Below are 14,041 nucleotides of genomic sequence, written 5' to 3' on the forward strand. Positions count from 1 at the left end.
TCAGAGGCCCTACTATGTTTATACTTCCGGTAGTTAACTTTTTGGCATTCATAAAGTAATACCTGTAAAGAATAACCATGACTCCAGAACCCTCTCCTATTCAGCTCCAGTTCTTAGGTGGTGCCGGCACTGTAACCGGTTCTAAGATTCTCATTAAAACGGAAAAGCACCAGGTATTAATCGATTGCGGATTGTTTCAGGGGCTGAAACAACTGCGGCTGCTGAACTGGCGGAAACCACCCCTGGATGTTGAAGCGCTTGATGCGGTTATACTTACACATGGCCACCTCGACCATTGCGGATATCTGCCAGTGCTCGTTAAGTATGGCTACAGCGGCCCGATCTATGCCACTGAACCGACCCGGGATGTGACAGAGGTAATTTTAAGAGACAGTGCCCGAATTCAGGAAGAGGATGCACAGCTGGCAAACAGGTCTGGCTACTCGATTCACCATCCGGCCAAGCCGCTGTACTCCGAAAGGGAGGTAAACAATACAATGCCCCTTTTCGAAACCCATGCTGATGGCGAATGGGTGATCATCAACGAAGACTTCAAGTTTTGTTTCAGGAGAAGCGGCCACATACTTGGATCAGCCATCGTAGAGTTGAAGTGCCAGCGTAAGAAGTTTGTATTTACAGGAGACCTTGGCAGGCGAAAACCCCTGCTCATGGATCCTCCAGCTTTGCTCCATGAGGCGGACTACATTATCATGGAGTCAACGTACGGCGACAGATTGCATGCCGACACTTCTGTTTATGAAGAACTGAAGGAAGTGGTGCTGCATACGATTGAAAAAGGCGGTGTGCTGGTAATCCCTAGTTTTGCCGTAGAACGTGCACAGGAACTACTACTGCTCATAAACACGCTTAAAGAAGACAGAAGCATACCTCAGATCCCCGTTTACCTCGATTCCCCTATGGGTATCAACGTTACAAACCTGTACCTCCACCACCGTGAATGGCATAGTTTAACAAATGCGGAATGTGAGACCATGATGCACAACGTACATGTGATCCGGGATTTTGAGCAGACGCTGCATGTGCTGGATAAACATGGTCCGAAGATCGTTATTGCCGGCAGCGGTATGGTTACCGGAGGCCGTGTGCTGTATTACCTGGAACAACTTGTTGGCGATAGTAAGAATACTGTATTACTGGCTGGCTTTCAGGCCCCCGGAACCCGCGGAAGCCTGATGCGCAACGGTACCGATGAGATAAAGATACATGGGGCTTACTATAAAGTGCAGGCTGAGGTAAAGCAAATAAATACCCTCTCTGCGCACGGCGATCAGGCGGATCTGCTCTGGTGGCTGAGCCATTTTAAGGAAGCGCCAAAGCAGGTGTTCCTGAACCACGGAGAGCCTCAGGCCAGCGATGACCTTCGCTTAAAAATAGCAGATAGCTTAGGCTTTGATGTAACGATTGCAGAAATGAATGAAGTTTACTTCCTTTAAAACCTATCGTTCCTATTGCAGCTTGTTTATTCCTTTACAAACAGGCGCTTATCAAAATCAAAAAGCTCCGAATCCATAACAGTTACTTTGTTAAAATCTTTGTGCCTGGGGTTGATGAGGTAATTAAAATTACCTTGAACTGTGGCAGATGGTACTTTATATACCAGGTATTCTTCTTCGAGCACGAAGTTATCTCCTATTTCCTGAGTGATATTAGGATGGGGAAAGGATTTCCAGGTTTCAGGTAAGTCTGCTACCGACAGCTCCTTAACTTTAATATTATCCGGAAACTGTATCCGCACGAGGTAATAATCCAAGGGCACGATGCCCAGGGGCATGTGGACTGCTATTTCTACTGTACAAAGCGCAATGGACTCGCTGGTATAAAGTATGGCAATCCCTTTGCTGTTCCAGCGGCCACCCGCCAGCTCTGCCCCACGTCCTGACAGATCATTCCTGAATTTGCCTCTGCTAAGGCGATACACGATCATGCCAGTACACCGTGCTCTATACGCGTAAGCTCATCTTTTAACAAGCCAATGCCAAACGTATTATCCAGCAGTTCTTTTGGTTTAATACCGCCAAGGGCAACATTTTTTGCTTCCAGCCAGGCATCGAAATTGGCTTTATCGCCAAACACTTCCACACCTTTATTATAGACCAGCGTTATCTCCAGAATCTTTTCAGAGTGCAGCGGATCAAATTTGCGTTTTTCCTTTTTGTAGCGTTGAAAAGTTCGTTCAGACAAGTGCAGATAACCAGACCATTCTGTGGTACTGAAGGGGCTTTTATCGGCTATACTTTGAAACAAAGCATACTTTATTCCTTCACGCACCGTGCTGATCAGCATAAATACATCACTGTCATCTATCAGCTTATAGCTAAGCGTATCCCCTATTTGTAAGGCTTGTCCCATAATGGTCTGGTTTATTGATTCAAATATACGAAACCTGTCATTAATAAAACGCCAATTGTCGCAAATAAGTTTTCATAAGGGCAGTTTACCTGAATCTATTCTGACAACTCATGAACTGACTGCCTGATGCGGCTGATCCAATGCGCCCAAAGACGAGCAGACAAATAGAAGAAGACCAGCGTAACACCTGCCATACCTGCCAGGATCAGCAACCGCTTCGCATCCAGAGGTAATGCACTGAAAAAGAATACCCACAACCCCACGCTAAACAACACCAGCGATGTAAGGGAGAAGACCCTGGCTTTTTGCAGCTGCAACAGGAAGTGCTGCAAGGAGTCCAGAATATTCAGAGAAGTGATAGGCTTCTTTAAAGTAAAATAGCTGTAAACATTGCTTGCCAGGTAAAAAATAGCACACAATACCAGCAGCACAGAGGCATAAGCAGGCTTTTGGTCTCCGTCAAAAATATCATAGAACACGAACAAAAGCACTGTTATAGTCACTGCCTCTACAGCCAACTTACGTCTGATCCGGCCCAACACAGGGTGGCTGTTTATACTTGTCATCTGCGCTAACTGCTGCTGACTTAGCTTTTCTTGTGTACCGGCATTTTGCCAGCCTTGCTTCAAATGATTAAGATCCATGGCTGTATTCCTTTATAATGAGCTTTAACTTATTTTTGATCCTGTTTAACCTGACACCAACATTGCTTTCGCTAATACCTAGCACCTCTGCCATCTGCTTATAAGATAAATCTTCCAGAAACAGGGACACCAGTGCTCTTTCACCTTCATTGAGTTGCTTTAAAGCGGTAAATAACTGCTCCTGCTGCTCATTCGGCTCCTCCTGTTCTGAAATGTGGTCAGGCACTTGGTCGGTGTAGTTAATGCTGGTGGACTTATTCCGAAAAGAAGCCAGGGCTGTGTTCAGGGAAATGCGGTACATCCAGGTGGTGATGCCAGACTCCTGCCTGAATGCAGGGTATGATTTCCAGAGCTGGTACACGATCTCCTGAAACAGGTCCTGCCGGTCTTCAGGTGTATCCCTGTAGAGCTTACAGACCTTGTGTATAATTGCCTGATGCTGCGTGATCAACCCCAGAAACGCATCCTTCATAATGGTGTCATTTGATTTACTGCCTTATTAGTTGCAATTGCCATTGGTTTCTTACAGGTAATTTAAAATTATTTTCCCAACCGCTTTTCCTGCATTTCCAAATGGAGAGATTCCCTTGGTTGTGTTTTGCATTGCACTAATTTTCATGCTTGTGCGTTGTACCCAAAACTTTTAAATTAGATTATGCGGAATTGGATAGTAGCTGTTGGTATGCTAGTTGGGATAAGTGCCTGTAACTCTCAGAATGCAATAACAGAAAATCACCATAGCCCTGAAAAACCAATATTGACTCTGGCAGACGTTGTTCCTGTAAAGCAACCCAAAACAAAGGAGCAGAAAGCACGTCAGCAGAAATTTATAAAAGAGGACACCAAACGATTTAAGAACAGGAAACTGGCAGGAGAATATTATGTACTGCAGGCACAACGCAATTTTAATGCGAATAAAATTGATTCGGCAGCCTTCCTGTTTGGCCGTGCATGGTTAATGGATAGCACGAATAATGATGTTTTCTGGGGATATGGCAAGGTTTACGGGCAACAAAAGAAGTACGACAAAGCGCTGTTTATACTTTACCGTGCACTGGAAAAAGACGATAAAAATCCTCGCCTGCTCACTGACGTAGCCACCAGTCACCTGAACAGATTTTATGAAACCAGCAGCCCGGAAGACCTGATGCAGAGCAAAAAACTTCTGGAAAAAGCCTTAAAGCTGTCATCAGATAAGGCTGACGCATATTATAAGCTTGCCATTACCAGTTATTACCTCAGTGACTACGGTCAGGCGTGGAATTATCTGCATAAGAGTGTACAAAAGCAGAAAGACATAGCAGACAAGACCTTTATTGCTGCCTTACTCGACAAGCAGAGAGATCCTCAGGGCGTTTACGCTACTCCCCCGAAACATTAAGTTTGCTAATAAAATATCCTTAAAGTACTTTTATACTTCCACATGCAACGCATGTACCAGACCTGACCTAAACACATCATGAAGAAATTACTTTTTGCCGCAATGGCAGTCCTTATTACGGCTACAGTTAGTTTTGCCCAGGAGCAAAGTGCGCTTGTGCTTCCTATGTTTGGCAATAAACCCAAAACTGAAGAGCAGCAGCAAAAAGATGAGAAATTCCTGACCAGCTGTGATAAAAGCTTTACAAACCGCCAGGAGGCAAGTGCTTTTTTTATGGAACGTGGCTGGGAGTATTATAACGAGGGGCAGGTAGACACGGCCATGTACCGTTTTAACCTGGCATGGTTGCTTAACCCAAACAACAAAGATACTTACTGGGCATTCGGATTGATCAGCTCAGCAAAAGGAAATGAGCAGGAAGCTATTAGCTTTTATGAAAAAACATTGGCTATAGACCCTAAGAATTCACTACTGCTGGCCGACATTGGCGCCTCCTATGTTACGCTTTACACGGAAAAGCACAAGAAAAAGAACCTGCGTAAAGCAGATAAATACCTGTCAGAGTCAGTTGCAGCGGATTCGGCCAACGCGTATGCGCTCTACAAATTTGCTGTAGTGAAATTCCATACCAAGAAATACGCTGAAGCCTGGGAGTACTTGCATAAGAGCCGTAGCCTGGACCTCAGAACCATTGACTATACCTTTGTTGCAGACCTGGTTGAGAAGATGCCAGACCCAATGGGCGTCTTTAAATCATCTGACGCCGCCGCAGTAACCAACTAATTAATAAGGCCCTGTAGAAACACAGGGCCTTATTAATTAGTTGCTGTTGCAAAACCACAAGATTCGGGTTGTAAGTATGTAGCGTATTTCTGTTTTTTGAACCATGAATCATTACGAAACAGTTGCAGCCGCAATGGCTTTTATACGGGCTAATACACAGCGGCAGCCCAGCTTGGAAGAAGTAGCGGATCATGTATGCCTGAGCCCTTTCCACCTTCAAAAAGTTTTTACAGAATGGGCTGGTGTAAGCCCTAAAAAGTTCCTGCAGTTCCTGACACTGCAACATGCCAAAGCAACCTTAGCCAAGATCACTACCTTATCCGAGGCTGCTGAAGCTTGCGGCTTATCGGGTAGCAGTCGCCTGCATGACCTGTTTCTAAGTATAGAGGGAGTAACTCCTGGAGCCTTTAAACAACAGGGCGAGCAGCTCAGGATCAGCTACAGTACAGGCAGCAGTCCGTTCGGCCCTTACCTGGTAGCCTCTACGGCACAAGGCATATGCCACCTCCACTTTTATAAGGAGCAGGAAGTTGCACTGCACGATCTGGTGCGGGCCTGGCCAAAAGCCACTTTGGTGCCCCAGGAGGAGGTACTGCACAAACAGGTGAGTAATTTTTTGAATAATACCCGCGAAAAGTCTCAGCAAAAGATCAGGTTACATTTACAGGGTACCCCTTTCCAGCTAAAGGTTTGGGAAGCATTGCTGCGCATACCGGAAGGATACCTTACCTCCTACGCCAGCCTGGCCCAGGAAATTGGTCGGCCTACTGCAAGCAGGGCAGTTGGAACAGCTATTGGCAGTAACCCGATTGCATTTCTGATCCCATGCCACCGGGTAATTAAAAGTATTGGAGGGATTGGTGAATATCGCTGGGGCAGTGAACGCAAAATGGCGATGATTGGCTGGGAAGCCGCAAAATCAGGGGCAGATACTACACATGCGTACGAGCCGAAGCAGTTACCCCTCTTTTAGTTTTTCTTTTAATTGCCAGCCTGTTTCGGTACCATTCATATTTTGTTATATTTGTTACTGACCTGTTAGAACACTTTCAGCCAAAGTAAAATACCCTTATGAGAAAAAACTTACAAAGAGCTTCTGTCATTTTGTTGGCAGGGACCATATCGCTTTCTTCCTGCGTTGTGTCCAAGAAAAAGTATGATGACCTTTTAGCGCGAAAAAACGCACTGGAGATAGACAAAGCTGGTCTTGAAAAAGAAAAGATGTCACTGGAAGAGCAAAAAGCTCTGCTTGAAAAAGAGAAGACTAACCTGGAAGAGGAGCGCGCGCAGCTGGAGCAACAAAAGCTGGAGTATGAAAAGAGCCTGACACAAGCTTTGAAAGAAGGCAAAACACTCGGTGAAAACCTGAACATGAGTAAATCCCAGATCGAACGTTTAAATGCCGATTTAAAGGCACGTGAACAGCGTCTGGCTGAGTTACAACGCATTCTGGATGAAAAAGAAAAAGCGGTAGCTAATTTGCGAAACAGGGTTAGCAATGCATTGCTAGGCTTTAACGACAAAGACCTGACAATAAATGTGCGTAACGGAAAAGTATATGTGTCATTAGCAGAGCAGCTACTGTTCAACTCAGGCTCAACCAAAGTTGATCCGAAGGGAGAAGAGGCACTTAAAAAACTGGCATCTGTTATCAAGGATCAGCAGGATGTAAATGTATTGGTAGAAGGCCATACTGACGATGTGCCGATCGCGAAAGGAACGGTTGGCATGTCTGATAACTGGGACCTGAGCGTATTACGTGCCACTGAGATCACCCGCATTCTGACACAAGCCGGTGTAGACCCGACGCGTGTTACTCCATCCGGGCGCTCTAAGTATGTACCCCTGGATGAGGCCAAAACAAAAGAGGCACGCCAGAAGAACCGCCGCACCGAAATTATCCTGACGCCGAAACTGGATGAGCTCTTCCAAATACTGGAGACTACCTGATCAGGTATAGTTTCAGGAAATACAAAAGCCAGCCCCCAAAGGGCTGGCTTTTGTATGCTGTACTATCAGTAGCAAACTTATACTGTATAAACCGGAAGCTGTGTTAGTTGCTTTCCTCTCAAAACCTGATCAGACTTCTACGGGTTTAGGCAGCACTTTTTTAAAAATAGGAAGCATCAGGATATAAAGAACAGCGCCTACAGGCAGCGCTATAAGGGCCCAGGCAGAAACTGCCGCTAAGTTTGCTTTCCACAAAGAGTCCAGAGCTTCCAGCCAGTCTTGTTTAAACATGGCTATCATCTCCGCCAGGGTAAGTCGCAACTCCTTTAACCCGAATATAAAAACACCCATCCTAACAAAGGGTATAATCAGGAGTAGCTGCAATGGCTGTACCAGATAACTGATCAGCACAGTAGCGGCAATATTTAGTCGTAAACGAGCAGCAAGGGCGGTTCCCATTACAGTGGTAACTCCCAAAGCCGGCACTACCCCTACCATCGTTCCTAATGCTACAGTTACGGCAAGCTTATGCGGCGTCATGCCTTGCTTCAGCAGGTTGAGCACAGGCTGAACGAGTCTGCGGCTAAAGAAACCTTTGATACTGCTGAAAGCTAACATGGTGGTAGTATAAAGTAAATATGGTGTGAAGGGGAATGCTATTATAGAGACTCCGGGATTCAAAAAATGGTTGCAATAAAAACGGTTAGCACAACAATTTATTTGACTGACCAGAACATTTGTTGTTTATACACCGGGCTTTTGAAAGTAACCTGCTCTCATCACTTTTGTTTTGTCCTGCAGCTACTATTCATGTTTAAACAGCTTATTATAGCTTCCGCTTATGTTAGTGATCTACTTTTCAAGCAAGAAGTTACTTGAAAGGTATAGAATCGGATAATCCGGGTTTAAAAATAATTGAGTTTCAATTTGCTGCTGCCGTATCGGCTTCAGTTATCTTTACCAACTTTATCCGGACAGGCATACTACTGTAAAGTCGGATGCATCCGCACCCTAAGAACCAGCCCGTATTTTAATAAACAATTTCAGTTTAAAGCTGTCTGAATAGTTTAAAAAATAAAATTTAATTATTGATTAAACCATTGTCCAAACTTTAAGTCAATACAACCATAACAGTTCTACAATCACAAATTTTCATGAAGAAACTATTACTACCCCTGTTCCTAATATTGGTAGGCATTACTCAGGCATACGCACAGGGTTACGCTGTGACAGGATCCATTCTGAGCAGCAGCGATAAAACAGCTTTGCCAGGGGCAAATGTGGTGCTCATTAAAAATGCAGACGCTTCGAAAACAGCCACCGTGACGGATGGTGAAGGACGTTTCCGGTTTGAGCGCATCGCTAATGGCCAATATACAGTGGAGGTAAACTATATCGGTTTTCAGAAATTTTCAAAGCCTGTTCTGATACAAGGTGCTGCTCTAAACCTGGGACCACTACAGCTTTCTGATGGATCAACAGCCATTAAAGAAGTCCAGATCGTTGGACGTGCCCAATTAGGTGAGCAAAAAGGCGATACTGCCCAGTTTAACGCGAAAGCTTTTAAAACAGCACCTGATGCCAGCGCAGAAGACCTGGTAACTAAAATGCCAGGCATAACGGTACAGGATGGTAAGCTACAGGCCCAGGGGGAGGACGTGAAGCAGGTGATGATTGACGGAAAACGCTACACTGGCGAAGACGTTAATTCGGCTGTCAGAAATCTCTCAGCAGACATGATCGAAAGTGTGGAGGTGTTCGACGGGCAGAGTGACCGTGCTGCCTTCAGCGGATTCGACGACGGCAACAAAGTGAAAACCTTAAACTTCAGGACCAGAAAAGAAGCGCGCCAGGGCTATGTGGGCAAAGTATCAGCAGGGTATGGTACGGATGACAGATACATGGTAGGCGCTACGCTTAACTATTTTAACAACAACAGGAGAATTACGGTTACCGGCCTGACAAACAACATCAACATGTCGGACTTCTCTGTTGGCGAGACTCCTGGTGGTGGCATGAGAGGCCGCAGAGGCTGGGGTGGCGGATCACCAACCGGCATCATCAACACAAACACATTAGGGGTGAACTACAACGATATGTTGGGTAAAAAAATTGAGGTAAGCGGAAACTACAATTTCGTGGACCGTGAAAACGTGAACAATCAATTCCGCTTCCGTGACTACATCGGCAACAGCGAAGGACTTAAATATACTGATATCAGTAAGACAACGGATTCAGACGAAATTCACCGCTTTAATTTCAGGTTGCAGTACAACATGAACGAGAACAACAGGTTCCTTGTAACGCCCAGCCTTTCAATCCAAAACAGCAACACCCTTACTACCCGTGAGGCAAGCACAACAGATAATTCAGGGGTGCTTTCTGAGTCTGTTAACAGAAACCTGCTGGATAATGCCAGCATTAACTTCAATAACAACATCCTGTACTCACACCGTTTTGGCACTACTGGACGAATTGTAACGGCCAATTTTAATACCAGCTATAGTAATACAGATGGTGAAACTTACCTGACGGAGAACACTGACAACTTTGCTGACCCTTCCCGCAATATTAACAGGAATCAGTTCATCAAAACAGACAGAGAAAACACATCCTGGGCAGGTAACGTGGACTATTCTCAAAAACTGGGTGAAAAATCCCGCTTACAGTTAGAGTATAACATAAACAACCGTTCAAACGATTCTGATAAAAGAACTTACGACTATGCAGAAACCACAGGTACCTATTCAGACTTTAATACTCCGCTGAGCAATACCTTTAAAAGTGACTACATAACCCAGAATGCAGGACCAAGCTACCAGTACAGAAGCGACAAATTACGCTTTCAGGCTAACCTGAGATATCAATATGCTACCCTGCAGGGCGATAGTGAGTTCCCGAAGCCTTATGCTATTGAGCGTAGTTTCTCCAACCTATTGCCATCTGCTGAGTATGAGTATAAATTCTCAGATAAACAGAACCTGAACATCAGCTATCGCACAAACACGAATGAGCCATCTGTGGAGCAGCTGCAGAATGTTTTGGATATATCTAACCCGCTTCAGCCAAGAGTAGGTAATCCAAACCTGAACCAGGACTTCCAGAACAGGATGAACGTTCGTTACAGAAGTTTTAATCCGGAGAACAACCACATGTTTTTTGTGGGTATGTTTGGTACCATGACGCAGAATTACATTGCCAACGCAGTATACACGAACGGTGCTCCAGAAGAATATACCGGTGAGTATCGCTTACAGCCCGGTGCACGCCTGTCTCGTCCGGTAAACATGGATGGTTATTGGAACGTGCGCTCTTTTTTAAGTTATGGCCAGCCGCTAAGCATTATAAGCTCTAACCTGAACCTACGCGGGTTTGCCGGTTATACCAGAATACCAGGTATGATCGATGACCAGTTGAATTATGCCAACACGATAAATGTCGGAACAGGTTTTAACATTAGCAGCAACATCAGCGAGAAAATAGATTTCAACATTTCTTCCAACGCGAACTATAATTTTGTAGAGAACACACTGAACACGAACCAGAACAACAATTACTTCTCTCTGAATTCAAGTCTGCGCTATAACTGGATTCTTTGGAAGGGATTGGTTTACCGCACAGAACTGAGCCATCAGTTTAACTCAGGCCTTTCTGCCAGCATCGACAACAGTTACCTGCTCTGGAACATGAGTGTGGGTAAAAAACTGTTCAAAAATCAGCAGGGGGAGATCAGCTTTAGCGTAAACGACCTCCTGAAGCAGAATGTAAGCATACAGCGCAACGTTGCCTCAGATTATATAGAAGATGTGCAATCTACTGTGCTGCAGCGCTATTTTATGGTGACTTTCAGCTACAATATCCGAAAATTCAACGGCGGAGCAGCTCCTTCTATGGATAATGGCAAACGTGAATGGGGTGGCCGAAGCGGGCATTAAGATTTTTTGAGCTATTTAGACAAACTTTTGGGGCCTGCTTTCGAGCAGGCCTTTTTTATACTTTATGCTGCTGAAATTCTATATTTGTAAAAGTACAGCAGCAGTAGCTACCAATAAACATTTACATGCCCCATCCAGAGTCATTTTTCAGGTTTGATCTGTATGCAGCCATCCTTTTGGTGGGCGCGGTGCAGGGCTTTTTCCTGACGCTGCTGTTCCTGGCTAAACGGCCGCACCGGCAGCCCTACCACTACCTGTTGCTGGCTGGCCTGGTGTTTAGCTTTGCCTGTTTGTTGCTGGAGGTCTTCCTGTGCTATTCCGGACTAATGTTCAGGGTGCTGCCATTGGTTGATTTTTCTGAGCCGATAAACTTTGCCATTGGCCCCCTCACCTATTTGCTGTTCCGTAGCCTGAGCGGTAAAAACTTCTCAAAGAAGCAATGGCTGCACCTGCTTCCTTTTGCCTTATACTTTCTCTACCACCTGCTCTTTATGATACAGCCGGTATCGGTGAAGTATAACGGCTACATTGGCGCTTACTTTCCGGAGCTGCCGCGTCTGCCTGTTTCTTACACAGTTCACCCTGACCCGTTGCTTTGGGCGGAGTATATAAATGAGCTTACCATACTTCATATCGTTACCTACCTGGGGCTAAGCCTTTTGCTGATGCGTCAAAACCGTAACGCAGAAGTGCCCAACCCCTACTTTTATGCCTGGGCCAAGCTTTTGCTCTACTTTTCTGCTGCTACTTTAGCCCTCCTGATTATAGTTAAGCTAACGTTTGAGCATGACCTCGGAGACCATTTCCTGGCTATGTTTCTGGTAGTACAGCTATTTTACATAAGTTTTAAAATACTGACAGATTCTGCATTCTTTCAGCCGGTGGTACAGGTAAAGTATGAGAAGTCGGCGCTAAGCGAGGAGGCGAAGCAGGACCTGCTGCAGAAACTTAAAACAGCCGAACAGGAGAAATTCTACTTGCAGCCCTCCGCCTCACTTCCAACCCTGGCCAAACAACTGCATACTTCTCCGCACTACCTTTCGCAGAGCCTGAACGAGTGCCTGGGCAAAAGCTTTTTTGAATACCTGGCGGAGCTTCGCATCCAAGAGGCGAAACTCATACTTGCCGACCCAGCACAAAAGCACCTCAAAATAGATGAAGTGGCCGAGCAAACAGGCTATCTCTCCAAATCAGCTTTTAGTGCCGCCTTCAAAAAACAAACCGGGCAAACGCCAGGCGAATACCGCAAAAAGGCTATTCTGGGCTAGTTGTGAGTACTTCCCTATAAGCTAGCACCTCGCACTTACCGGCAGATTCCGCGGTCAGCCTTACTCATAGCTATGTTTGTTTCAAAAAAACACCGCTATGGAAAAACAATTAAAAATCAGACGCTATGAATTTGACTGGCTGCGCGTGCTGGCCTTCTCATTACTCATCTTTTATCACACGGGCATGTTTTTCGTGAGCTGGGACTGGCATGTGAAGAATAACCAACTCAGTGAAACGATGGAGATCCCGATGACCTTCCTGAGCCAATGGCGCATGTCGCTTATCTTTCTGGTTTCTGGGGTGGGTGTATACTATGCTTTAGGTTACCGTAGTGCCCGTACTTTTGCCAAAGACAGGCTTAAAAGAATATTTGTCCCCCTGTTGGTAGGCATGCTCCTGGTTGTGCCGCCACAAGTTTACTTTGAGCGACTTGTACAAGGGTTTCATGGAAATTATTTCAGCTTCTATCCTTCTGTTTTTGAATTTGAGCCCTATCCGGCAGGTAATTTCAGCTGGCATCACCTATGGTACCTGGCCTATATCCTTCACTACAGCTTGCTCCTGCTTCCGCTGCTGCTGTATTTGCGCAAAACAAATATTAAACTAAGTAAAATCAGTGGACCTATACTAGTGCTGGCACCTGCTCTGTGGTTAAGCCTGGGGGGCATACTTTTAAATGAACGCTTCCCAGGCACTAACGATCTTCGACACGACTGGGCGAACCACTTTTTGTATGTCAGCGTGTTTCTGATTGGGTTTATGCTGATGAAAATGCCTGAGTTGCAGGACAAGATAAGAAAAATGCGCTGGTACAGCCTGGCCATTGCCACCACAACGGTAACCATACTTTATACATTCTATTGGCTAAACTGGCAGGAAATTAACGGTGCAGAGGTGGCCTTATACTTTCTGTTCAAGCAGAGCAACCGTTGGTTCTGGCTGATGACCATACTTGGATTTGCCATGCAGCACCTCAATATCAGGAGTAAATACCTTCAGAGGGCAAATGAAATGGTGTACCCTTTTTATATTCTGCACCAGACCGTGATAGTAGCTATAGGATACTACATGCGAGACCTGCCGCTATCCATCAGCACTAAATTTAGTTTCATCAGTTTAAGCACCTTTGTAATTTGTTTTGTGCTGGTGCGATTTATAATTATGCAGGTTAACTGGCTGCGGATATCTTTTGGATTAAAAGCTAAGCCTAAACTGGCTGCATCTGTACAAAACAACACAGCAACACCTGGCCTGTATGCCGCAATTAATGAGCAAGCGCATTAAATTTAAGCATACATACTGACCATTATCATTGAATCGACGCACCTTACAGCTGTATTTTTATGAAGCTAAAAGCAAAGGGATACAATTAATACTTATTTACCTGTTAGTGGCAGTTGCTTTTGCTGTAGAAACCATAAAAATTTAATGACATGAAAAAGAACATGGGGAGTACCGACAGAATCATTCGTTTGATAGTAGCGGCCATCATAGCGGTATTATACTTTGCAGGTATACTTACTGGTTCAGTATCTACCGTACTGTTGATCGTAGCATTTATTTTTGTAGCTACCAGTTTAGTTGGATTTTGCCCGCTATACGGAATTTTAGGATTAAGCACTTGCCCAAGAACTACAAAACATCATGATTAAGAAAGACAGGCCCAGCCATTTATAGGCTGGGCCTGTTATAGTAAATTTCGTCTAACG

Annotated in this window: 14 protein-coding genes; 9 read left to right on the plus strand and 5 right to left on the minus strand. The window is 45.0% G+C overall.

What is annotated here, in order from left to right:
* Window positions 1–77: 77 nt before the first annotated feature.
* A complete protein-coding gene (locus ACSX1A_RS07940; protein ID WP_439883089.1) occupies window positions 78–1,454 on the plus strand; it encodes an MBL fold metallo-hydrolase RNA specificity domain-containing protein in 1,377 nt (458 codons plus the stop codon).
* 26 nt (window positions 1,455–1,480) lie between these two features.
* Here the strand turns inward: ACSX1A_RS07940 and ACSX1A_RS07945 are convergent, their stop codons facing one another.
* From ACSX1A_RS07945 to ACSX1A_RS07960, 4 genes are all read right to left on the minus strand, one after another.
* The gene (locus tag ACSX1A_RS07945; protein ID WP_439883090.1) at window positions 1,481–1,945 is read right to left on the minus strand and encodes an RES family NAD+ phosphorylase; all 465 of its coding nucleotides are present in this window, start codon (window positions 1,943–1,945) and stop codon (window positions 1,481–1,483) included.
* Window positions 1,942–2,370: a type II RES/Xre toxin-antitoxin system antitoxin gene (parS, locus tag ACSX1A_RS07950; protein WP_439883091.1), complete on the minus strand. Its 429-nt coding sequence runs from the start codon at window positions 2,368–2,370 to the stop codon at window positions 1,942–1,944. The genes ACSX1A_RS07945 and parS overlap by 4 nt, the downstream gene beginning before the upstream one ends.
* Window positions 2,371–2,465: 95 nt before the next feature.
* Window positions 2,466–3,014: a hypothetical protein gene (locus tag ACSX1A_RS07955; protein WP_439883092.1), complete on the minus strand. Its 549-nt coding sequence runs from the start codon at window positions 3,012–3,014 to the stop codon at window positions 2,466–2,468.
* The gene (locus tag ACSX1A_RS07960; protein ID WP_439883093.1) at window positions 3,004–3,486 is read right to left on the minus strand and encodes an RNA polymerase sigma factor; all 483 of its coding nucleotides are present in this window, start codon (window positions 3,484–3,486) and stop codon (window positions 3,004–3,006) included. The genes ACSX1A_RS07955 and ACSX1A_RS07960 overlap by 11 nt, the downstream gene beginning before the upstream one ends.
* A 183-nt stretch (window positions 3,487–3,669) precedes the next feature.
* On the opposite strand from ACSX1A_RS07960, the gene ACSX1A_RS07965 reads away from it, so the two are divergent.
* The 4 genes from ACSX1A_RS07965 (at window position 3,670) to ACSX1A_RS07980 (ending at window position 7,128) form a co-directional block, all read left to right on the plus strand.
* Entirely contained in the window at window positions 3,670–4,395 is a 726-nt protein-coding gene (locus ACSX1A_RS07965) for a tetratricopeptide repeat protein (RefSeq protein ID WP_439883094.1), read from the plus strand.
* A gap of 78 nt (window positions 4,396–4,473) precedes the next feature.
* The gene (locus tag ACSX1A_RS07970; protein ID WP_439883095.1) at window positions 4,474–5,178 is read left to right on the plus strand and encodes a tetratricopeptide repeat protein; all 705 of its coding nucleotides are present in this window, start codon (window positions 4,474–4,476) and stop codon (window positions 5,176–5,178) included.
* A 103-nt stretch (window positions 5,179–5,281) separates the two neighbouring features.
* Window positions 5,282–6,151 carry a methylated-DNA--[protein]-cysteine S-methyltransferase gene (locus ACSX1A_RS07975; RefSeq protein WP_439883096.1) on the plus strand — a complete coding sequence of 290 codons (870 nt, stop codon included), beginning with the start codon at window positions 5,282–5,284 and terminating at the stop codon, window positions 6,149–6,151.
* Window positions 6,152–6,249: 98 nt separating this feature from the next.
* Complete coding sequence (locus ACSX1A_RS07980) at window positions 6,250–7,128, plus strand: OmpA family protein (protein WP_439883097.1); 879 nt, start codon at window positions 6,250–6,252, stop codon at window positions 7,126–7,128.
* Window positions 7,129–7,257: 129 nt separating this feature from the next.
* On the opposite strand, the gene ACSX1A_RS07985 is transcribed toward ACSX1A_RS07980, so the two are convergent.
* Window positions 7,258–7,746 (minus strand): DUF2062 domain-containing protein, encoded by a 489-nt coding sequence (locus tag ACSX1A_RS07985; RefSeq protein WP_439883098.1) that lies wholly within the window; start codon window positions 7,744–7,746, stop codon window positions 7,258–7,260.
* A gap of 536 nt (window positions 7,747–8,282) precedes the next feature.
* Here ACSX1A_RS07985 and ACSX1A_RS07990 point away from each other — a divergent pair.
* From ACSX1A_RS07990 to ACSX1A_RS08005, 4 genes are all read left to right on the plus strand, one after another.
* Entirely contained in the window at window positions 8,283–11,063 is a 2,781-nt protein-coding gene (locus tag ACSX1A_RS07990; protein ID WP_439883099.1) for an outer membrane beta-barrel protein, read from the plus strand.
* Between the two features lie 125 nt (window positions 11,064–11,188).
* On the plus strand, window positions 11,189–12,331 hold the full coding sequence (locus ACSX1A_RS07995) for a helix-turn-helix domain-containing protein (protein ID WP_439883100.1): 1,143 nt from the start codon (window positions 11,189–11,191) through the stop codon (window positions 12,329–12,331).
* Window positions 12,332–12,428: 97 nt separating this feature from the next.
* Complete coding sequence (locus tag ACSX1A_RS08000; protein ID WP_439883101.1) at window positions 12,429–13,616, plus strand: acyltransferase family protein; 1,188 nt, start codon at window positions 12,429–12,431, stop codon at window positions 13,614–13,616.
* Between the two features lie 149 nt (window positions 13,617–13,765).
* The gene (locus tag ACSX1A_RS08005) at window positions 13,766–13,984 is read left to right on the plus strand and encodes a YgaP family membrane protein (protein ID WP_439883102.1); all 219 of its coding nucleotides are present in this window, start codon (window positions 13,766–13,768) and stop codon (window positions 13,982–13,984) included.
* The last annotated feature ends 57 nt before the right edge of the window (window positions 13,985–14,041 follow it).

Origin of the sequence: Pontibacter sp. MBLB2868 (genome assembly GCF_051904785.1) — a bacterium.
In the GTDB taxonomy this organism is placed as follows: domain Bacteria; phylum Bacteroidota; class Bacteroidia; order Cytophagales; family Hymenobacteraceae; genus Pontibacter.